The 22321-nt window shown below is 66.6% G+C and carries 17 protein-coding genes; 13 read left to right on the forward strand and 4 right to left on the reverse strand.

All coding sequences use genetic code 11. The features are described from left to right. Both U1707_RS15880 and U1707_RS15885 read left to right on the forward strand, forming a co-directional pair. On the forward strand, positions 1-1401 hold a 1401-nt coding region (locus U1707_RS15880), incomplete at its 5' end, for a class I tRNA ligase family protein (RefSeq protein ID WP_443025716.1). Positions 1402-1993: 592 nt separating this feature from the next. Next, the gene (locus tag U1707_RS15885; RefSeq protein ID WP_332801237.1) at positions 1994-3391 is read left to right on the forward strand and encodes an MATE family efflux transporter; all 1398 of its coding nucleotides are present in this window, start codon (positions 1994-1996) and stop codon (positions 3389-3391) included. Positions 3392-3517: 126 nt separating this feature from the next. Here U1707_RS15885 and U1707_RS15890 read toward each other — a convergent pair whose 3' ends face one another. The 4 genes from U1707_RS15890 to U1707_RS15905 all read right to left on the reverse strand — a co-directional run bounded on the left by U1707_RS15890 (position 3518) and on the right by U1707_RS15905 (position 7507). Then, positions 3518-4282, reverse strand: a complete 765-nt coding sequence (locus U1707_RS15890; protein WP_332801049.1) for an NYN domain-containing protein — start codon at positions 4280-4282, stop codon at positions 3518-3520. Positions 4283-4292: 10 nt separating this feature from the next. Next, positions 4293-4673, reverse strand: coding sequence for a DoxX family protein (locus tag U1707_RS15895; protein WP_332801050.1), 381 nt, complete (start codon positions 4671-4673; stop codon positions 4293-4295). A 130-nt stretch (positions 4674-4803) separates the two neighbouring features. Continuing rightward, a complete protein-coding gene (greB, locus tag U1707_RS15900; protein ID WP_332801238.1) occupies positions 4804-5280 on the reverse strand; it encodes a transcription elongation factor GreB in 477 nt (158 codons plus the stop codon). A gap of 205 nt (positions 5281-5485) precedes the next feature. Beyond that, positions 5486-7507: a lytic transglycosylase domain-containing protein gene (locus tag U1707_RS15905; RefSeq protein WP_332801051.1), complete on the reverse strand. Its 2022-nt coding sequence runs from the start codon at positions 7505-7507 to the stop codon at positions 5486-5488. A gap of 111 nt (positions 7508-7618) precedes the next feature. Between U1707_RS15905 and dapA the strand changes: the two genes are divergently transcribed. The 11 genes from dapA to U1707_RS15960 all read left to right on the forward strand — a co-directional run bounded on the left by dapA (position 7619) and on the right by U1707_RS15960 (position 22307). Next, positions 7619-8503, forward strand: a complete 885-nt coding sequence (gene dapA, locus U1707_RS15910) for a 4-hydroxy-tetrahydrodipicolinate synthase (RefSeq protein WP_332801052.1) — start codon at positions 7619-7621, stop codon at positions 8501-8503. A 169-nt stretch (positions 8504-8672) separates the two neighbouring features. Beyond that, the gene (smpB, locus tag U1707_RS15915; RefSeq protein ID WP_131582699.1) at positions 8673-9155 is read left to right on the forward strand and encodes an SsrA-binding protein SmpB; all 483 of its coding nucleotides are present in this window, start codon (positions 8673-8675) and stop codon (positions 9153-9155) included. A gap of 93 nt (positions 9156-9248) precedes the next feature. Further along, positions 9249-9734, forward strand: a complete 486-nt coding sequence (locus U1707_RS15920) for a DUF2062 domain-containing protein (protein WP_332801239.1) — start codon at positions 9249-9251, stop codon at positions 9732-9734. Positions 9735-9828: 94 nt separating this feature from the next. Next, on the forward strand, positions 9829-11916 hold the full coding sequence (locus U1707_RS15925; RefSeq protein ID WP_332801053.1) for a M13 family metallopeptidase: 2088 nt from the start codon (positions 9829-9831) through the stop codon (positions 11914-11916). Positions 11917-12044: 128 nt separating this feature from the next. Next, complete coding sequence (locus tag U1707_RS15930; protein WP_332801054.1) at positions 12045-14090, forward strand: M13 family metallopeptidase; 2046 nt, start codon at positions 12045-12047, stop codon at positions 14088-14090. Positions 14091-14397: 307 nt separating this feature from the next. After that, the gene (locus tag U1707_RS15935) at positions 14398-16773 is read left to right on the forward strand and encodes a hybrid sensor histidine kinase/response regulator (RefSeq protein ID WP_332801055.1); all 2376 of its coding nucleotides are present in this window, start codon (positions 14398-14400) and stop codon (positions 16771-16773) included. Positions 16774-16799: 26 nt separating this feature from the next. Continuing rightward, entirely contained in the window at positions 16800-17189 is a 390-nt protein-coding gene (locus U1707_RS15940) for a response regulator (RefSeq protein WP_443025717.1), read from the forward strand. Between the two features lie 319 nt (positions 17190-17508). Continuing rightward, the gene (ilvD, locus tag U1707_RS15945; RefSeq protein WP_332801056.1) at positions 17509-19230 is read left to right on the forward strand and encodes a dihydroxy-acid dehydratase; all 1722 of its coding nucleotides are present in this window, start codon (positions 17509-17511) and stop codon (positions 19228-19230) included. Positions 19231-19249: 19 nt separating this feature from the next. After that, positions 19250-19618 (forward strand): hypothetical protein, encoded by a 369-nt coding sequence (locus U1707_RS15950; protein ID WP_332801057.1) that lies wholly within the window; start codon positions 19250-19252, stop codon positions 19616-19618. Beyond that, the gene (locus tag U1707_RS15955; protein ID WP_332801058.1) at positions 19615-21093 is read left to right on the forward strand and encodes an NAD(P)H-hydrate dehydratase; all 1479 of its coding nucleotides are present in this window, start codon (positions 19615-19617) and stop codon (positions 21091-21093) included. Before U1707_RS15950 ends, U1707_RS15955 begins: the two co-directional genes overlap by 4 nt. Next, complete coding sequence (locus U1707_RS15960; protein ID WP_332801059.1) at positions 21090-22307, forward strand: class I SAM-dependent RNA methyltransferase; 1218 nt, start codon at positions 21090-21092, stop codon at positions 22305-22307. The genes U1707_RS15955 and U1707_RS15960 overlap by 4 nt, the downstream gene beginning before the upstream one ends. The last annotated feature ends 14 nt before the right edge of the window (positions 22308-22321 follow it).

The following is a 22321-nucleotide window of genomic DNA, read 5'->3' on the forward strand; positions in this document are numbered from 1 at the left end:
GACCGGTGGTTCCCCTCGGCGGGGGGGCCTCGCCCCCGGGTGGGGGGGCGGGGGGTGGGGGCGTTGCCCCCCCCCGGGGGGGGGGGGGGGCGGGGGGGGGGCCCGCCAAGCAGCGCAGCGCCCGGTACGACCCCTCACCCCGACCCTCTCCCCGCAGGGGAGAGGGAGCAGAAGCAGTTAGAAGGTCGCTACCCCAACGACGTGCTGATTTCCGGCTTCGACATCCTGTTCTTCTGGAACGCGCGGATGATGATGCAGGGGCTGCACTTCATGAAGGACGTGCCGTTCCGCACGCTCTACCTCCACGGCCTCGTCCGTGCGGCGGACGGCGCGAAGATGTCCAAGTCGAAGGGCAACGTCGTCAACCCGCTTGGGCTGATCGACACCTACGGCGCCGACGCGCTGCGCTTCTTCATGGCGGCGATGGAGAGCCAGGGCCGCGACATCAAGATGGATGAGAAGCGCGTCGAGGGCTATCGCAACTTCGCCACCAAGCTGTGGAACGCCGCGCGCTTCGCACAGGCCAATGGCATCGTCGCCAGCACCACGCTGGAGGCGCCGCGCGCCGACCTCGCGGTCAACAAGTGGATCATCGCCGAGACGATCGCGACCGTCCAACAGGTCGACCTCGCGCTCGCCGATTATCGCTTCGACGGCGCCGCCAACGCGATCTACCAGTTCGCGTGGAGCCGGTTCTGCGACTGGTATCTCGAACTCATCAAGCCGCAGATGGTCGACGACGTTCGCGGCCAGATCGACGACGAATCGAAGGCGGTCGCGGGCTGGGTGCTCGACCAGATCCTGGTCCTGCTCCACCCGTTCATGCCGTTCATAACCGAAGAACTCTGGCATGCGATGGCCGACCCCGCCCATCCGCGCGCGCACGACCTGATCGTCGCGCAGTGGCCGATGGCCGACGCGCGCTCGATGGATCCCGAGGCGAGCAGGGAAGTCGACTGGCTGATCCGGCTGGTTCAGGAAATCCGCACCGCGCGGAATGAGTTGAACGTCCCGCCAGGCGCACGCCTTCCGCTGCATGTTCGCGATGCGAATGCAGCGACGTTGGCGCGGCTCGAACGCCAGGCGCCTGCGCTCGCGCGTCTGGCCCGCGTCACGCATGTCGAGGGCGAGGCCACCGGCGGCGCGGCGCAAGTCGTGGTCGATGAAGCGACGTTCGTTCTCCCCCTCGAAGGCGTGATCGACCTCGATTCCGAACGCGCCCGCCTGACCAAGGCGATCGCGGCCGCGGAAAAGGAGCGCGACGCACTGTCGGGGCGTCTCGGCAACGCCAGCTTCGTCGAACGCGCCAAGCCCGAAGCGGTGGAAAAGGCCAAGACCGACCACGCCGACAAGGCCGCCGAAGCTGCGCGGTTGCAGGCGGCACTCGGACGCTTGGGCTAACCTGCTCCCCTCCCGCTCGCGGGAGGGGTCGGGGGAGGGGCGTGCCTCAAGCGGCCGGACGCCAGTACGTACGTCGCGCCCTCCCCTGACCCCTCCCGCAAGCGGGAGAGGAATGTGTGCTTGAAGACTTCGTCGCGCCTACGAAAGTCCGTCACCCCAGGTTCCGCCGGGATGGCGAACCGGGGGGCATAGGCGAGCGAGCCTTCGACCCTCAAATCTGCACCGCCGTTGCCCCCGCTCCCCCCCCGGCGAAGGCCGGGGTCCAATTGGGTGACGTGGCGAACTGCGACAGCGCTCCATTACTACGACCTTCCCAATTGGACCCCGGCCTTCGCCGGGGCGGCATAGTTATCCGGGGCAGGGGACCTACCGGCTTGTTGCGGAGTTCACTCCGCGGCTAGGCACTCGACATGACAGGGTGCGTGCCCGTTCGCCGGTGGATGCCGGACCGAGTTCGGCCTAACGGAGAGACTGTTTGAGCGATCTGCCATCCGACGTCGAGACACGCGCCGACGATCACGAGCCTTCCGGTCGCAAGACGGAAACTCACCCCCGCGGCAAGCCTGGCCAACGCGACCTAACCACCGGTCACATCGGCCGCACCCTGCTCGCCTTCGCGCTCCCGACGCTCGGCTCCAACATCCTCCAATCGTTGAACGGCTCGATCAACGCGATCTGGGTCGGGCGCTATCTCGGCGAGGGGGCGCTTGCCGCCACCTCGAACGCGAACATCATCATGTTCCTCGCCTTCGGTGCGGTGTTCGGGTTCGGCATGGCCGCGACGATCCTGATCGGTCAGAGTTTCGGCCGCCACGATCTCGACGGCGCGCGGCGGGCGTTCGGGTCCGCGTTCGGGCTGGTCCTCGGTGGTGCGATTCTGATCGCCGCGCTTGGCTGGGTATTCGCGCCGGAGATCCTGCACCTGCTCGCGACCCCCGGCGATGCGATGCCGCTCGCACTCGCCTATCTGCGCGTGATCTTTCTCGGGTTGCCCGCATCGATGATGATGGTGTTGCTGATGATGGGGCTGCGGGGCACCGGCGATTCGATGACGCCGCTCTGGTTCATGCTCCTCAGCGCGATCCTCGACAGCGGGCTCAACCCGTTGCTGATCGCCGGCATCGGACCATTCCCGCAGATGGGCATTGCCGGCTCGGCGATGGCGACGCTGATCGCCAGCCATGTCTCGCTGCTCGGGCTGATCGCGTATATCTACAAGCGCGACCTGCCGTTGAGACTGCGCGGCAACGAACTCGGCTACCTCATCCCCGAGCGCGCGCTGACCGGCACAATCGTGCGAAAAGGCCTGCCGATGGGTGCGCAGATGCTCGTCATGTCGACCGCCGGGCTCGCGATGGTCGGGCTGGTCAACCGGCTCGGCGTCGATACCGCGGCGGCCTATGCCGTGTCGCAGCAGCTGTGGACCTATATCCAGATGCCCGCGTTGGCGATCGGCGCTGCGGTCAGTTCGATGGCGGCGCAGAACATCGGCGCCGGGCGCTGGGACCGGGTCGGCGACATCACCAAATATGGCCTGCTGTTCAACGTCGCGCTGACCGGCGCGATGGTCGGCGTGGTGATCCTGTTCGATCGCCCGGTGATGACGCTGTTCATCGGCAGCGACAGCCCCGCGCTGCCGATCGCGCGGCATATCCAACTGATCGCCAGCTGGAACTTCGTCCTGTTCGGCGCGACGATGGTGCTGTTCTCGACCGTCCGCGCGAACGGCGCGGTGATCGCGCCGCTGATCGCGCTGATCGTCGCGCTGTATCCGGTGCGGATCGGCTTTGCGGTGCTGGCGCGGCCGTGGCTCGGCGCGGATGCGTTGTGGTGGAGTTTCCCGCTAGGATCGCTGACGACGCTGGCGATCGCGGTCTGGTATTATCGCTACGGCAACTGGCGGAAGGGCGCGCTGGCGGTGCCGGATGATAGCGAGGAGCAGGCGCACGGGATGAGCGAGCCGGGCGGGCGGTTGCAGCCTACGAGGTGAGACGAAAGCGCTCCCCTCCCTGAAAGGGAGGGGCTGGGGGTGGGTTGGCCAGCTTTTGCCGCCGTCGTTCGATGATACGGAAGCCGACCCACCCCCTACCCCTCCCTTCCAGGGAGGGGGAAAGGTTTAGCGCAGTCGCTTCACGAACGAACGTCCACCTTCGCGGCGTTCATGCTGGAAGTTCGGGATCGTCTCGATCAGGTCCGACAGCCGGTTGAACCCGTAGTTGCGCGCATCGAAGCTCGACCGGTTGCCCGCCAGCTGGCCCAGTTCGGCGACGCTGGCATAGCCCTTCTCGTCGCGCTTCACGGCGTTGTAGGCGTCGATCAGCAGCTTTATAACCTGCTCGTCGATCGGCTGCGCGGTCTTCGGCCGAGCGACCGGCGCAGGCGCGGCGGGCTTCTCGCCAGCCACCGGAGCAGGCACCGGCGCTGGCATCGGCTGCGACGTTTCGTTCAGCGCCCCGACGTCGATGAACCGCGTGCAGGCTTGGCGAAACCCTTCCGGCGTACGACTCGTGCCGAAGCCGTATACCGGGATGCCGTCCTGACGGATGCGTGTCGCCAGCGGCATGAAATCGCTGTCCGACGACATGATCCCGAAGCCGTCGATGCGCCCGCGGAACAGCAGGTCCATCGCGTCGATCGTCATCTTCATGTCGGTCGCGTTCTTACCCTTGGTCAGGTCGAACTGCTGCTGCGGCTCGATGCCGTGCTTGATCGACATGTCGCTCCACGCCTTCAGCGCGGGCTTCGACCAATTGCCGTACACCCGCCGGACGTTGACCGTGCCGAGCTCGGCGAGGACGGTCAGCACCGGGTCGAGGGTCGCAGCGGACGCATTGTCCGCGTCGATCAGGAGGGCGACATTGCGCGTTGTGGTATCGATCATGGACGCAGGATTAGCCGCGCCCGCGCCCCGCGTCCACGCTCCACGCGCCACCACCGGCCGCGGCGAGATACAGGAAGACGAAGCAGTACAGCACCGCCGGCTCGCCGCCATTGGCGATCGGGAAGGGGCCCTTCGGGAAATGCGCGAGAAAATACGCGACCGCCGACATGCCCGACAGCACGAACGCCACCGGCCGCGTGAACAGCCCGACGATCAGCATCCCGCCGCCGACCACTTCGAGCACGCCGGCGACCGTCAGCAGCGGGTTCATCGGCATCGGAAAGGGCGGCAGGCCGAAGAACTTCGAGATGCCGTGGCTGAAGAACACGAGCGCGACGACGATGCGCATGACGCTAAGCAGACGGGCGGACCAGGTGGCGGGTATCGGCATGGGGAGTCCTCGGCTTCGTTGCGAGCGCGAAATGTCTCACGGAGGCGGGGCGGGGTCAATTTATGTAAATCGAAACGGATCGTTCACCGCGAACTACCAATCCTCCCCCTTGCGGGGGAGGATCGCAACGTCAGGGATAGGCGATCGCGATCACCTCGTATTCGCGCTCGCCGGCGGGCAGGTCTACCCGCCGTACGTCGCCGACCGCTGCGCCGCGCAAGGCGCGCGCGAACGGCGAGTTCCAGCCGATCCGACCGTTGCTCGCATCGGTCTCGTCGTCGCCGACCAGCGTCAGCACGCACTCGACATCGTCCTCGTCCACGACCGTCACGCAGGCACCGAACCACACGCGCGAGCGGTCTTCCTGCGCCGCCGGGTCGACGACCTTCGCCGCTTTCATTCGCTTCGACAGCCAGCCAAGCCGGCGGTCGATCTCGCGCAGGCGCTTGCGACCATAGATGTAATCGCCGTTCTCGGACCGGTCGCCATTGCCCGCTGCCCACGAGATGACTTCGACCAAGGCCGGGCGCTCGGTCGACAGGAGCTGCTCGTATTCGGTGCGTAGTACGGCGTAGCCGACGGGGGTGATGTAGTTCGGGCGGTCCATCTCAAATTCCGTCATGCCGGGCTCGTTCCGGCATCCACCATTCCGCACGCTACGGGGCGTTTGAGTATGCGGTGGGGTGGACCCCGGAACAAGTCCGGGGTGACGGGGAGCGTAGGGATGGGGGTGGCCCCTGTGATTCCCTTACCTTGTTCTCCCGCAAAGGCGGGAGCCCAGTCTGGACTCCCGCCTTCGCGGGAGAACAATCTCAGCCCGGCCGGTTCTTCCCCAGATACCACGACAACCGCGCCGGCCCGCGGCTCTTCGCACGCGCCGGGTTCATGAGGTCGTACACCACCGCATTCTCGAGCACGCGCTGCACATAGTTGCGCGTCTCCTGGTACGGGATCGCCTCGACCCAATCGACCACGTCGACCGCACCCGTCCGCGGATCGCCGTTCGCGCGGAGCCATTTGTTCACGTTGCCGCCGCCCGCATTATACGCCGCCACCGCCAGCGGATAACTGCCGTAGTTGGCATATACCCGCTGGAAATAGCTCGATCCCAGCATGATCGACATGTTCGGATCGGTCGTCAGCGCCGCCTGGTTATAGGCGAGCCCGATCTTCCCCGATTGCTCGCGCGCCGTCGCCGGCATCAGCTGCATCAGCCCGCGCGCGCCGGCGTGACTGATCGCGGCACGGTCGAACTGGCTCTCCTGCCGCGAGATCGCATGGATGATCGTCCAGTTGTCCTCATACCCCGCCGGCACGGACACCATCGGGAAACCGACCGCGGAATAATCGCTGAGCCCGTTCGCCAGCGCACTCCGCCCAACCATCACGCCGAGATCGGGCCGGTTGATGGTCTTCGACAATTGCGCGGCGAGCAGGTGATCGGTGTCGGTCGTCGCGTCCGCCGCGATCTGGCGGACGAACGCGGTCTGGTCCTGCCAGTCGCCGATCTGGCCGAGGAACTTGACCGCGCGCACTACTTCGCGCTGGTCGAACGCGGCGCGTACCGACGGATTTACGATGATCGACGCCACCGACGGCGGGGCGACCAGCGCGCGGCCGGTGCGCTCGTTCGCCAGCTGTCCGTAATATTGATCGCGGTAGCCGGCGGCCTGGCCGTAGAACGCCGCCGCCTGCGGTGCCAACCCGGCCGCTTCCGCAGCGCGGCCCGCCCAGTAATAGCCCTTCGACCGAACCTGAGGCGAGCGCGAGCCCCGCGCATATCGGTCGAACAGCGTCATCGCATCCGCCGGCCGTCCAAGCCGCTTCATCGCCACTTGTCCGCCAAGCCAGGCGAGGTTGGTATATTCGTCGCGCTCGGCATAGGATTTCGTCGAGATATCCGCGCCATACGGATACGCGTCGTCGATCTGCCGCGCGATGTCGTAGGCGGTCTGGTATTGTCCGTCGTTCGCCGCGCCGTTCGCGTTGGTGACGAGAACCTCGTACCATTCGGCCGCATTGCCAGGCCGCGTCACCAGCGACCGAGGCCGCGCCAGCCACGACCGCGCCGACGGGCTCGCCCCCGAATTGCGCAACCACTGCGCCCGGTCCGCGACATAGCCCGCATCGTTCGCATACAGGGTCTGCGTCGACGCCGAGATGTCCGACGCGTTCGGCGCATTCGTCCGGAACGCGAGCCGTGCCGCGAATACCGGGCGCCGTGCCGCACTCGTCCACGCCAGTTGCCGCTGCGCCGTGCCGGTCTGGCCGGCCCACAACAGTGCATCCATCCGCGCGTCCTGGTCGTCGGGCGTCAGCGCACCTGGAAAGCCCGACGTCACCATCACCTCGTCGGTCGGCGTCAGTCCGCTGCTCCGCCACGCCGTCCGCACCGCCGCATAGGCCTGGTCCCGCGCGCCGGTCGCCTGCAGAGCCCGTGCATACGCGACGCCGCCCGAAGCGGATTGCGGCGGATAACGGCGGAAGAACGCAACCACGCTATTGGGCGAACCCGTCGCCGCCTTGCGCTCGGCCGCCCGTCGGTTCGCCGCCTCGTTCGGCCAGCCCGGATGCGCCATCAGGAAACCCGCATAGCTGTCGAACGGCAGCGCGTCGGTCTGCTGCAACGCCCGCCATTGCGCGATGGTCGAGGCGATCGCGCCGTCGCTCATCGTCGGAGGCGCCATCGGCTGCGCATTGGGGCCCATATTGGCAAGCTGCGTACTGTAACGATCCAGCGTCTGCTGACCTCCATCCCCGATGGCGCCCGAGGACACAGCGGTCTGTGCGACCACTGCAAGAAGAAGGCTCGTTTTCAACATCGATGCTACCATGTGGACAGCATACGCATCGAACCCGTATCTGTCCTGAACGAAATCCGGATTTCGCCCGGTATTTGGCGCAACAGGCCAGACTTCTCTTCTAGTATGGACGCAGGCTACCGCATGTTTTCAGGATCGATTCCCGCGCTCGTCACGCCGTTCGCCGCCGATGGCAGTTTCGACGAACCCGCCTATCGCGACTTCATCGAATGGCAGATCGTGGAAGGGTCGTCGGGTCTCGTCGCATGCGGCACTACTGGCGAGGCCGCGACCTTGTCGTACGACGAACATTTCCATGTGGTCCGCGTCTGCGTCGATCAGGCGAAGGGGCGCGTGCCGGTCATCGCCGGCGCAGGCTCGAACGATACGCGTGTCGCCTCGGCCAATCTGCGCGCCGCGAAAGAGGCCGGCGCCGATGCCGCGCTGATGGTCCCGCCCTATTACAACCGGCCGGGGCAGGAGGGCATCTTCCGCCATTTCGAGGCACTGGCGGCGGCTACCCCGCTGCCGATCATTCTCTACAACGTCCCCGCGCGGACGGTGACGGACATCCAGCCCGCAACGTTGGCGCGAATCGTCACGGCATTTCCGGACGTGTTCGTCGGGGTGAAGGATGCGAGCGGCGTCCTCGCCCGCGTCTCGCAGCACCGCGCGGCGTGCGGCCCGGAGTTCTGCCAGTTGTCGGGTAACGACGACATGGCGCTGGCGTTCAACGTGATGGGTGGCACCGGCTGCATCTCGGTAACGGCGAACGTCGCGCCGAAACTGTGCGCGGAGTTTCAGGCAGCGTGCCAGTCGGGCGATTTCGTCAAGGCGCTGGTCTATCAGGATCAACTCTATCCCCTGCATGAAGCGCTGTTCACCGACGCCTCGCCGGGACCGGTGAAATACGCGATAACCAAGGTGCGCGCGGGTTTCCCCGAAACCCTGCGCCTGCCGATGACCCCCGCCGGTGACGCCTCGCGCGCGGCGGTCGATGCTGCGCTTGAGCACGCTGGCCTCACCTAAACCCGCTCCGTCATCCTGACGAAAGTCAGGATCCAGAGCCAAGTAGTGCGGGGCTTCGAAACTCTGGATCCTGACTTTCGTCAGGATGACGGCGCTTGCGGAATAAACGGTAGCGTAAGCACCACCCCCGCTTCCCCTAAGCGCTCCGACCTCCTACATCGCGTGTCCCATGGCACGTCCCAAACCCCCGACTTTCGAGAAGACCAAGATCGTCGCCGAGAACCGGCGCGCGCGGTATGATTATTATATCGAGCAGGTGTTCGAGGCAGGCATCGCGCTTACCGGCACCGAGGTGAAGGCACTACGTGGCGGTGAGGGATCGATCGCCGAGGCCTATGCCGAGGTGAAGGGCAAGAGCGTCATTCTGGTGAATTCGAACATCCCCGAATTCAGCCACGGTAATCGCTTCAACCACGAGCCCAAGCGCCCGCGCAAACTGCTGCTCCACGAGCGTGAGATCAACAAGATGTTCGGTGCGGTCGCGCGGCAGGGCATGACGCTGGTCCCGCTGATGGTCTATTTCAATTCGAAGGGCCGCGCGAAGGTCGAACTGGCGCTCGCCAAGGGCAAGCAGAACCACGACAAGCGTGATTCGGTGAAGGAACAGGACTGGAAGCGCGAACAGGGCCGGATCATGCGGGATCGCGGATAGGCTGTGCCCAGAACGCCGGGGCCCAAAACGCCGGGCAGCATTTTCGCGCGCCTCGCGGCGTGGTCGCATCGCAATCTGCCGACCCGCGAATCGATGGAGCGGAACCGGCTGTTGCGCCCGGTCGCGCACCGCGTGCTTGCGCCCGAACTCTGGCGGTTCACGCGCCGTTCGGTCCCCCGCGGCGTGGCGCTTGGCATGGTCGCAGGCATCCTGATTCCAGTCGCGCAAACGCCGGTCGCGGCGGTCTTCGCGCTCCCGTTCCGCGCCAACGTCCCGACCGCCGTGCTGACCACCTTCATCACCAACCCGCTGACCACGCCGCCGCTCTGGATCGCTGCCTATTGGATCGGCTCGTCGCTGCTCAGGCTCGACGACCACGTCCCCGGCCAGCCGGTCGCCAACGCCGCCGCGCGCACCGAATGGGTTCCGTGGCTGATGCAGGCGGGGCCCGCCACCGCGCTGGGCCTGCTGGTTATTACGGTCGTCTGTTCGGTCGGCGGCTATGCGCTCAGCGCGCTCGGCTGGCGGCTGTGGATTGCCCGCAAGTGGCGGCACCGACACGGCAATCGTGCGGCGTAGTATTTCGTAACATTTGACACCGCCTGGAATTGACGGACCGTCCTATCGGCGTAGAACACACCGCATCCTGAAGTCTCTTTCCCGAGGTCCCTTGATGCGTAAGTCGATTGTTACCGTGATCCTGCTCGCATCCGCCGCATCGGCTTCCGCGCAGAACAAGCAGGCCACTCCGAACCGGACAGCCCCTTCGCCGACGCTGGCCAAGGCGGCAAAGGGGCCGGTCGCGCCGAAAGACGCGAACAAGCCGCAGATCGGCGATTTCGGCTTCGACATGGCCGGCCGCGATACCAGCGTGACGCCGGGCACCGACTTCTTCGATTACGCGAACGGCGGCTGGGTGAAGACGACGCCGATCCCCGCCGATCGCTCGTCCTACGGCATGTTCCATGTCCTGCAGGACCTGTCGCTCGAACGCACCCGCACGATCCTCGATGGCGCTGCGAAGACGCCCGGTGACAAGGTCGGCGATTTCTACACCAGCTTCATGGATGAGGCCGCCGTCAACGCGAAGGGCGTTGCGCCGGTCAAGCCGATGCTCGCCGCGCTGAAGGCGACCAAGGACAAGACCGCACTCGTCACCGAGATCGCCAAGCTCCAGCGCATGGGCGTCGGCGGCCTCGTCGGCGTCGGCGTGTCGCAGGACGACAAGGATCCCACCACCTATGTCGTCGGCCTTGGCCAGAGCGGGCTCGGCCTTCCGGATCGCGATTACTACCTCAAGGACGACGCCAAGCTCGCCACCATCCGCACCGCGTACCAGGCGTATCTCGCGCGGATGCTGACGCTTGCCGGCGAGCCTAACGCCGCCGCCCGTGCCGCCGCCGTGTTCGCTATGGAGAAGGGTCTCGCCACCGCGCACTGGACCCGGATCGAGAGCCGCGACGCCGACAAGACCTACAACAAATGGACCGCCGCCGACTTTGCCGCGAAGGCACCGGGCTTCCCCTGGGCGCAGTACATGACCGCGATGGGCGTCACCGGCCGTCCGTTCTACCTCGTCGCGCAGCCGAGTGCGCTGACCGGCGAGGCGAAGGTGTTCGCCGACACGCCCGTGAACGTCCTGCAGGACTATGCGATGCTCAAGGTTCTGCGCGCCTACGCGCCGTATCTGTCGAGCGATTTCGACAAGACCAACTTCGCGTTCTACGGCACCACGCTGTCCGGCACGCCCCAGCAGCAGGTCCGCTGGAAGCGCGGCGTCTCGACCGTGTCGAGCGCGATGGGCGAGGCGATCGGCCAGCAGTACGTCGCGAAGTATTTTCCGCCCGCATCGAAGGCCGCCGCCGACGACCTCGTCAAGAACGTCATCGCGGCGATGGGCGAGCGCTTGAAGAACCTCGAATGGATGGCGCCGGAGACCAAGACCAAGGCGCTTGCCAAGCTTGCCGCCTTCACCCCGAAGATCGGCTATCCGGACAAGTGGCGCGATTACTCCGCGCTCCAGATCCAGCGTGGCGATCTCGTCGGTAACGTGTCGCGCGCCAACGCGTTCGACTATGATCGCGACCTGAAGAAGCTCGGCCAGCCGATCGATCGCGGCGAATGGTTCATGACGCCGATGACGATCAACGCCTACGCCAACCCGACGATGAACGAGGTCGTCTTCCCGGCTGCGATCCTGCAGCCGCCGTTCTTCGATCCGAAGGCGGACCCGGCGGTGAACTACGGTGGAATCGGTGCGGTCATCGGTCACGAGATCAGCCACCATTTCGATGATCAGGGCCGCAAATACGACCTCAACGGCAAGCTCACCGACTGGTGGACGCCGCAGGACGTCGCCCGCTTCAAGGTGTTCACCGACGCGCTCGTGAAGCAGTACGACGCGTACGAACCGCTCCCCGGCCAGCACATCCAGGGCGGCCTGACGCTCGGCGAGAACATCGCCGACTTGGCCGGCCTGACGGTCGCCTACGACGCGTACCACAAGTCGCTCGGCGGCAAGCCGGCGCCGGTCATCGACGGCACGACCGGCGACCAGCGTTTCTATTACGGCTGGGCCGGCGTTTGGCGCAGCAAGTTCCGCGACGCCGCGCTCCAGCAGACGCTGCTGTCGGACCCGCATTCGCCGGGCCACCAGCGCGTGCTGACGGTGCGGAACCTCGACCCCTGGTACGCCGCGTTCGGCGCCAAGCCCGGCGAGAAGAGCTACCTCGCCCCCGCCAACCGCGTCCGTATCTGGTAACCGGCTAGGCCGAGCCGTCCCATAGAGCCCCGTCATCCTGGGCTCGACCCAGGATCCAGAGCCACGCACGCGCCCGCCTGCAACTCTGGATCCTGACTTTCGTCAGGATGACGAAGTTGGAGAGTATCATGAAGTCGTTCATCGCCGCCGGCCTGCTCGCCGCAACCGCCATCACCGGCGTCACCGCCGCCATCTCGCAAACGGCTGAGCCGACCCCGCCAGCGGCCGCCCCGACCGGTGCCCAGTTCGGCACGTTCGGCTTCGACGAGAAGGGCATGGACAAGTCCGTCCAGCCCGGCGACGACTTCTACACTTACGCGAACGGCAACTGGTCCAAGAACACGCCGATCCCCGCCGACAAGTCGAACTACGGCTCATTCAACCTCCTCTCCGACCTGTCCGAGACGCGTACCCGCGGTATCCTCGACACCGCTGCGAAGGACCCGAAGTCGAAGATCGGCCGCGCCTATGCGACCTATCTCGATACCGGCACGATCGAGGCGAAGGGTCTCGCGCCGATCCGCCCATGGCTGAAGAAGATTGCCGCGCTGAACGACCGCGCGGGCTACCCCGCACTCCTCGCCGAAGCAGACCGTGCCGGCATCCGCGGCCCGTTCGGTGGCGGCGTCGGCCAGGACGACAAGTCGCCTGAGCAATACGCGCTCTCGCTCGGCCAGTCCGGCCTCGGCCTCCCCGACCGCGACTACTACCTCAGCACCGACGCGAAACTGGTCGAGGCACGCAACGCCTACCGCGCGCACATCGTCAAGATGCTCACCCTCGCCGGCGAACCCAATGCCGAGGTGCGCGCCACCGCCTTGCTTGCGTTCGAGACCGAGATCGCCAAGGTCAGCTGGACCCGCGTCGACAGCCGCGACGCCACTAAGACCTACAACAAGATGACCGTGGTCGATCTCGCCAAGCGCGCGCCGGGCTTCGATTTCACCGCGTATTTTAAGGGCATCGGCACGCCCGTCCCGACCGTCATCGTCGCGCAGCCCTCGGCGATCACCGGCATCGCCAAGCTCGTCTCGACCGCGCCGATCGGCGTGCTCAAGGACCAGCTGATCCTGCGCTCGCTCGACGGCTATGCTGACGTCCTCCCCAAGGCGTTCGACGCCGAGCAGTTCGCGTTCTTCGGCACCGTCCTCGGCGGTACGCCCGAGCAGGAAGCCCGCTGGAAGCGCGGCGTCCAGTTCACCAGCGGCGCGCTCGATGACGAGGTCAGCAAGCTCTACGTCGCGCAGTATTTCCCGCCCGAGACGAAGGCCGCAGCCGACAAGCTCGTCAAGAACGTGCTCGCCGCGATGGGTCGCCGGATCGACAAGCTCGAATGGATGGCGCCCGAAACGAAGGTCAAGGCGCACGCCAAGCTTGCCGCGTTTACGCCGAAGATCGGCTATCCGAGCCAGTGGAAGGATTTCTCCGGGCTGACGATCACCAGCGGCGACGCGTTCGGCAACGAATGGCGCGCGAACGAATGGCAGCACCAGGACAATGTCGCCAAGCTCGGCAAGCCGCTCCAGCGTTGGGAATGGGGCATGACGCCGATGACGGTGAACGCCTATGCCAATTTCGGCATGGTCGAGATCGTTTTCCCCGCCGCAATCCTGCAACCGCCGTTCTTCGATCCGAAGGCCGACGACGCGGTCAATTACGGCGGCATCGGCGCGGTGATCGGCCACGAACTGAGCCATCATTTCGACGATCAGGGCTCGAAGTATGACGCGAAGGGCCAGCTGACCGACTGGTGGACGCCAAAGGACATCGCTGGCTTCAACGCGCTCACCGGCAAGCTGGGCGCGCAGTACGACGCCTACGAACCGCTCCCCGGCATGCATGTGAAGGGCCAGCTGACGATGGGCGAGAACATCGCCGATCTTGCCGGTCTGACGGTCGCCTACGACGCCTACCACACCGCGCTCGGCGGCAAGGCGGCGCCCGTACTCGACGGCTTCACCGGCGACCAGCGCTTCTATCTCGGCTGGGCGCAGGTCTGGCGCCGCAACTACCGCGAAGCCAACCTTCGCAACCGCCTGCTGACCGACCCTCACTCGCCGTCGCAGCAGCGCGCGTGGGTCGTCCGCAACCTCGACCCATGGTACGCGGCCTACAAGCCAACGTCTGGGCAGAAGCTGTACCTGACCCCGGAGCAGCGCGTCCGCATTTGGTAAGGATCGGTCGCCCCGCGGAGGCGGGGGAACGGACCAATGGAAAGCAGAATGCGAAGGCGGGCTGGATCGCGATACCGACTCAACCCACAGCCACCTCCCCGGCGAAGGATGGGATCTAGTTGGTGGGCGATACTGACGAAGGATCGCGCTTTGTTACATCCACCGTTCCAACTGGGCCCCAGCCTCCGCCGGGGTGGAGGCAACATCGGGGTCGTGCTTCGAATGCGTGCCGGGCGAACAGTAACAGTCCTTCCGATCGCGCATCCCGCTTGACGCCCGGCCCCGCTTGAGCGGATGACCCTAACCAATGGCATCGTTCGCTTTAACACCCCCCGCACGCAACGCCGCGCTCGTCGCCATCGCCTCGGGCGTTGCTGCCGCGGCGATCGTGTTGCTGCTGATCGGCAGCTGGATCGCCGCCGCCGGCTTCCTCGCGGCAGCCGTCGTCGTCGGCGGCGCGCTCATCACCTGGCGCGTCCTCAATCCGGTCGCCAAGGATGCCCCGCGCCCGGTCGACTGGGACCTCACGCGCACCGTTGCCGAGGCTGGCACCGACGCGCTCGCGATCACCGACCGCGCCGGGCGCCTCGTCTGCGCCAACGACGCGTATGACGCGCTGTTCGCAGGCTTTCCCACGCCGCCGGGCCTGCCGCTCGACGAAGTCGGCATGGCGGCGCTCGCCGATGCCGGCCGGGCCGCCTGGCGTGACGGGACCGCGCACGTCGAGCGCCTCAATGCCCGCGGGATTCGCCTGGCCGCGCACATCGCGCGCGCCGGCGACGAGGCGGACATGCTCGTCTGGCGCTTCGTCACCGCACAGGATCACGACCTTGCCGAGACGCTGGCGGCGCTGCTGCCCGGCCCGACCGGCGACCGGCTCGGCAGCAGCGGCATCATGGCGGCGCTGCTGTCCACCGACGGTCGCGTCCGGACCGCCAACCGTGTGCTGCGCGCGCGCGCCAGCGGCAACGACTTTGATTCGATCGAGGGCCGCGACTTCGCCAGCTTTCTTATTACCGACAGCCGCGGCTTCGTCCGCTTCGAACGCGAGGGGCTTGAGGGCACGCCACTCCGCGTCCTCCAGGTGCCCTTTCTCGAAGGCGACGACGCGCCCGTCCTCGTCGCGCTGCTGGACGACGAGGAGGCCGCCCCGCCGATAGGCGCGAGCGCGTCGGCCCATGTCCGCAGCCTCGTCAGCCTGATGCCGTTCGGGATGGCGCTGGTCGACCGCGACGGCCGTTTTCTTCAGATGAACGACGCGTTCCTGCGCGCGGCCGGCGTCAATCCGGTCGCCCCGCCGCTTTATCCGGGCGATCTGGTCGTGCGCGAAGACAAGGCCGCGGTGGCCGATGCGATCCGCAGGTTCGCGAGCGGCGCGACTCACTCGACCGATATGGCGGTCCGTCTGAAGGATCACCCTGACGAACCGGTCGCCCTGACGATCGCCGGCGCGCGCGGGCTCGGCGATGCGGCAGTGTTGCTCAGCCTCAAGGACAATAGCGAAGAAAGCCGCCTCAAACGGGAGGTCGCGCAGGCGACCAAGATGCAGGCGGTCGGCCAGCTCGCAGGCGGCGTCGCGCATGATTTCAATAACATCCTGACCGCGATCATCGGTCACTGCGACCTGATGCTGATGCGCCACTCGCCCGGCGACAGCGATTACGACGACATCCAGCAGGTCCGCACCAATTCGAACCGCGCCGCCAGCCTGACGCGCCAGCTGCTCGCATTTTCACGCCAGCAGACGCTCCGCCCGCAGATCCTTCAGCTTCCCGACGTCGTCTCCGAAGTGTCGAACCTCCTCAAGCGGCTCATGGGCGAGAATGTCCGTCTGGACATGACCCACGGCCGCAATCTTGGTCCCGTCCGCGCCGATCCGGGGCAACTCGAACAGGTCGTCGTCAACCTGGCGGTCAACGCGCGCGACGCGATCGTCTCGGCCAACGCGCGCGGCGGCGGCGTGCTGACGATCACCACGCGCTCGGTGCCGGCGTCCGAAGTCCGTGCGATGGCCTCCGATATTCTGCCCGTCGCCGACTACACCGCGCTGATCGTCCAGGACACCGGCACCGGTATCCCCCCCGACGTGTTGCCCAAGATCTTCGAACCGTTCTTCACCACCAAGGAATTCGGCAAGGGCACCGGGCTGGGTCTCTCCACGGTCTACGGGATCGTCAAGCAATCCGGCGGCTACATCTTCGCCGACAGCAAGCTGGGGCAGGGCGCCACGTTCACGATGTACCTGCCGGTCCATTCGGCCCCCGCCTCGACCCGTCCAGCGGTCGTGAAGCCCGCGGCGAAACCGGTCGATCTCTGGGGCACTGGCACCATCCTGCTGGTCGAGGACGAGGATATGGTCCGCGCCGTCGCCGAACGCGCGCTGACGCGCCAGGGCTATACCGTGTTGACGGCGGAGAATGGCGAGGTCGCGTTGGAGGTGCTCGAACAGCATGGCCGCCCCGATCTGCTGATCAGCGACGTCGTCATGCCGCAGATGGACGGCCCGACGATGGTGCGGCACGTGCGTGATAAATATCCCGATCTGCCGATCCTCTTCATGTCGGGATATGCGGAGGAACATCTGCGCAAGTCGATCGATCTCGACAACGTCTCGTTCCTGCCCAAACCCTTTTCCGTACAGGAACTCGCCGAGGCGGCGCGGGACGTGCTCGCCACGCGGTGAAACGAACTTACAATGAATTGAACAAGATGTTGGCAAGTCGTAACGATCCCGACTATGCGCATTGCATGACCGTTACCCAGCAGATCCTCATCGTCGAGGACGAACCGTTGATCGCCATGATGCTCGAGGACTTCCTCGAGGTGCTGGACAAGGGAGTCGCGGGCTCGGTCGACACCGTGGCCGACGCATTGAAGCGGATCGAAGAGGGCGGCGTCGACGGTGCCATCCTCGACGTGAACCTACGGGGCGGCGAGAAGAGCACCGCAGTGGCCGAGGCGCTGGCGGCCAAGGGCGTGCCCTTCGTCTTCGCCACCGGCGGCGGCGATGATGGCGTAGCCCCCGAATTCCGCGATCGCCCACGCTTGCAGAAACCCTTCACGATGGACGGCGTCGCAAAGGCCCTCGAAGGCCTCTGACATCCGTTTACAGAGCGCCGGACGCTCCCACTTCTGCTCCCCTCCCTGGAAGGGAGGGGCCGGGGGTGGGTCGGCCGCTCGGTGATCGGAGCGTCAGCCAATAGGCCGACCCCCCCCCCCCTGCCAAGGAGGGGCGCAATTCCATTCGCCTTTCGTCATTCCCGCGAAGGCGGGAACCCATACCGGCTGGCGTTGGCGATGGTAGCGAACCGTAGAGTATCCGGCTCCCCGCCTTCGCGAGGATGACGGAGAGCCTCAACTCAAAAATCAACGCAACTCTCTTGCGTAAATACCCCCTCCCGCGACATAGGCGTTCGCCATGACCCGCACATTCGACAAATCGCGCCTGCCGAGCCGTCACGTCTCCGTTGGCCCCGAACGCGCCCCGCACCGCAGCTATTATTACGCGATGGGGATTCCCGAGGAGGATATCGCCAAGCCGTTCGTCGCGCTCGCCTCCGCCGGCAACAACTCCGCGCCGTGCAACACCACGCTCGACGCGCAGGCCGATGCCGCGCAGGCCGGCGTCATCCAGGGGGGCGGCATGCCGCGCCGGTTCAACACGATCACCGTCACCGACGGCATCGCGATGGGCCATCAGGGCATGAAGGCTTCGCTGGTGAGCCGCGAAGTCATAGCCGACTCGGTCGAACTCTCGGTCCGCGGCCATTGCTACGACGCGCTGGTGGGGTTCGCAGGCTGCGACAAGTCGCTGCCCGGCATGATGATGGCGATGCTCCGCCTCAATATCCCGTCGGTGTTCGTCTATGGCGGCTCGATCCTGCCCGGCCGCTATCAGGAGCGCGACGTCACCGTCGTTGACGTGTTCGAGATCGTCGGCAAATACGCCGCCGGCGCGTGCCCGCTGTCCGAAGTCCACGCGATCGAGAAGGTCGCCTGTCCCGGCCACGGCGCGTGCGGCGGCCAGTATACCGCCAACACGATGGCCTGCGTCGCGGAAGCGATCGGTTTGTCGATCCCGAACAGCAACATGGTGCCCGCACCTTACACCACGCGCGAACAGATCGCCGTGGCGGCGGGCGCACAGGTCATGGACTGCCTCGCCGACAACATCCGTCCGCGCGACATCTGCACGCGCGAGGCGTTCATCAACGCCGCCCGCGTCGTCGCCGCGACCGGCGGCTCGACCAACGCCGCGCTGCATCTCCCTGCAATGGCGTCCGAAGCCGGGATCGAATTCGACCTTTTCGACGTCGCCGAAATCTTCAAGACCACCCCGTACATCGCGGACCTCAAGCCCGGCGGTAAGTACGTCGCCAAGGACATGTACGAAGCCGGCGGCGTCTACATGCTGATGAAGACGATGCTCGCCGGCGGGTTCCTCAATGGCGATTGCCTGACGGTGACCGGAAAGTCGCTCGGCGAGAACATCGACCAGGTGACGTGGAACCCCGATCAGAAGGTCATCTACGACATCAAGACCCCGCTGACTCCAACCGGCGGCGTCGTTGGCCTGCGCGGCAGTCTCGCACCCAACGGCGCGATCGTGAAGGTCGCCGGCATGCACCGCCTCCAGTTCTCCGGTCCGGCACGCGTGTTCGATTGCGAGGAGGACACCTTCGCCGCGGTCGAAAACCGCGAGATCAACGAAGGCGAAGTCATCGTCATCCGCTACGAGGGGCCAAAAGGTGGCCCCGGCATGCGCGAGATGCTGTCGACCACGGCCGCGCTTTACGGCCTCGGCATGGGCGAGAGCGTTGCGCTGATCACCGACGGCCGCTTCTCGGGCGGCACCCGCGGCTTCTGCATCGGCCATGTCGGTCCCGAAGCGGCGGACGGCGGCCCGATCGCGCTGGTCGAGAATGGCGACATCATCCACATCGACGCCGAGGCCGGCACGATCGACCTCGACGTTCCCGAGGATGTGATGACCGCCCGCCGCGCCGCGTGGGTGCCCCGCGCCAACGATTACGGCTCGGGCGCATTGTGGCGCTATGCGAAGACCGTCGGCCCCGCCTACAAGGGTGCGGTCACGCATCCTGGAGCGGCAGCCGAAACCCATGTCTACGCGGATATCTAAGCGAATAGCGTATCTTGCCGTGCTTCTCTCGCTCCCGCTTTCAGCGTGTGGGCGAGGGCAGCCGAGCAGCGAACAGGTCGAGGCGCAGCAACGCAGCGAAACCGCAGGCGATGCCCGGATCCCCTGCGCACGAGGCGATGCGGCGTTCGCCCCGACCTGCACGATCGAGCAGGCACAGGGTAAGGACGGCCTGATCCTGACGATCCGCCACCCGGACGGTGCGTTCCGCCGGCTGCTCGTCACGCAGGACGGTCGCGGGGTGATCGCCGCCGACGGTGCCGAAGTCGCCAACGTCACGGTCACCGGCGCGGACGGCATCGAGGTCGCACTCGGCGGCAACCGCTACCGCCTCCCGGCCACCGTCAAGGGTGCGTCCAAGCCGTCATGATCGAAATCGAAGGCCAGTCCATCCTGACCGCCTCAGGCATGCGCGCGGCCGAAGACGCGGTGATCGCTACCGGCGTCTCGGTCGAAACGCTGATGACGCGCGCTGGCACCGCGATCGCCCACGCCGTCCATCGTTTAGCCGGTAGCAACGCAGTCCTGATCCTCTGCGGACCCGGCAACAACGGTGGCGACGGCTACGTCGCGGCGCGCGTGCTGGCGGAGATGGGTGTGGCGGTCCGCGTCGCGGCGCTGTCGGAACCCAAGACGGGTGCGGCGAAGTGGGCGAGGGCAGGGTGGGGTGGCGCTATCGAAACGCTGGCCAAAGCGAAACCCGCGCCGATCCTCGTAGACGCGCTGTTCGGCACCGGCCTAGCGCGCCCGCTCGACACCGCTCCCCATTCAAGCAGTTCCCCCGCGGATGCGGGGGCCCAGCTAAGTCCCAAGGGCTCACCTAGCGGCCTATCCTGGGCCCCCGCGTCCGCGGGGGAACGGTCTGTGGTTGAGTGTCTTCATGCACTAGCGAACGCAGCCCAACTCAGCATCGCGGTCGACCTCCCCAGCGGGCTCGCCACCGACTCCGGGCAGGCCCTCAGCACACCCCCCGTCTTCGACCTCACCCTCGCTCTCGGCGCAGTAAAACCCGTCCATCTCCTGCAACCCGCCGCCCGCTACTGCGGCCAGATTCGTCTCCTCGACATCGGCGTTCCCACCACCAGCCGAGCCGAAGTCCTCCAAGCCCCAATCCTTCCGACCCCCGGCCCGGACGCACATAAATACACCCGAGGCATGGTCGCGATCATCGCCGGCACGATGTCCGGCGCCGCCGATCTCGCAGCCTACGCAGCGATGCGCGCCGGTGCCGGCTACGTGACCCTGCTCGGCGACAGCCAAGGCCCGCCGCACGCGCTCGTACGCACGCCGTTTTCAGGGCACGCGCTCGCCAACGACCGGATCGGCGCACTCGTCATCGGCCCGGGCCTCGGCCGCGATGACACCGCCAAGGCCCGTCTCGAAGCCGCGCTAACCTCGGGCCACCCGCTGATCATCGACGGCGACGCGCTCCGCCTGCTCGACACGGATCGCATCAAGGTGCTGGACGTTCCCGTCATCCTCACCCCGCGCGCCGGCGAGTTCGACGCGCTCTTCGGCAAGGCCGAGACCGACAAGATCACGCGAACCCGAGACGCTGCCACCCGCGCCAACGCTATCGTTGTCTTCAAAGGCGCCGACACCGTCATCGCGGCCCCCGACGGTCGCGTCCGCATCGCGCAAGGGGCGAGCGACTGGCTCTCCACCGCCGGCACCGGCGACGTCCTCGCCGGCGCGATCGGCGCGATGCTCTCCGCGAGGCTCGAACCGCTCGAAGCCGCCGCCGCCGGAGTGTGGCTCCACAGTGACGCCGCCCGCCGATTGGGGCCCGCGTTCATCGCCGACGACTTGGCGGATGCGCTCCGGTCGGCCAGAGCGGCCTTATGACTTCTGAACCGAACATCGACACCATCATCCGCGTCGCAGCCCGCGGCGACGGCATGACCGCCGACGGACGCCACGCCGCCTTCTCGGCGCCCGGCGACACGCTCGCCGCCGACGGCACCGTGATCCCCGGCCCACACCACCAGACGCCGCCTTGCGTGCATTTCCCGACCTGCGGCGGCTGCCAGCTGCAGCATCTCGACGACCAGGCCTATGCCGAGTTCGTTACCGACCGCATCGCCTCCGCACTCGATGGCCAGAACCTGTCCGCCCCGATCCGCCCCCCCCACATCTCCCCGGAGAGAAGCCGCCGCCGCGCGACGCTCCACGCCGAGGGCAAGGGCGGCAAGATCACGCTCGGCTTCACCGCGGAGAAGGCGCACACGATCGTCGACATCAAGGAATGCTGGATCCTCGATCCGCGCCTGTTCGCGCTCGTCCAGCCGCTCCGCCAGCTGCTCAAGCGTCTCAACTTCCGTCGTCGTGCCGACATCCACCTGACTCTCGCCGACCAGGGCGCGGACATCCTGATCACCGGGTTCGCGCCCGAGGGCCTCCCCGCCGCCGAAGCGCTCACAAAGTTCTGCGAAGATCACGGCATAGCGCGCGTAGCCTTCGACGACGGCCTCGGACCCGAGACGCGCTGGGAGCCCGACGCGGTCACGATCACGCTCGGCGGCGTCCCCGTGCCGCTCCCGCCCGCGTCGTTCCTCCAGGCCACCCCCGATGGCGAAGCCGCACTCACTGCCGCCGTCCTCGAGGCGATCGGCAAGCCCGCGACCGTCGCAGACCTGTTCGCCGGGCTCGGCACCTTCACGCTGGCAATCCCGGCGAAGGTTTACGCGGCCGAAGGCGCACGCGACGCGCTGGGCTCTCTCAAGGCCGCCGCACATCGGACGCAGCGTCCGGTCTATCCGGAGCACCGCGATCTCTACCGCCGCCCGCTGACGGTGGCCGAACTCGACCGCTTCGATGCGGTGGTGATCGATCCGCCACGCTCCGGCGCACGCGAACAGGCGACGGCGCTGGCGGAGTGCAAGACGCCGGTGATCGCTTATGTCTCATGCAACCCGGCAAGCTTCGCGCGGGATGCCAAGGAGCTGTGCGACGCGGGCTGGCGGATCGACTGGGTCCAACCGGTCGGCCAGTTCCGCTGGTCGACGCACGTCGAGCTCGCCGCGAAGTTCGTCCGCAACGCTCCTCAACCGTCATCCTGACGAAAGTCAGGATC

Origin of the sequence: Sphingomonas sandaracina (assembly GCF_036663695.1) — a bacterium.
Lineage (GTDB): Bacteria > Pseudomonadota > Alphaproteobacteria > Sphingomonadales > Sphingomonadaceae > Sphingomonas.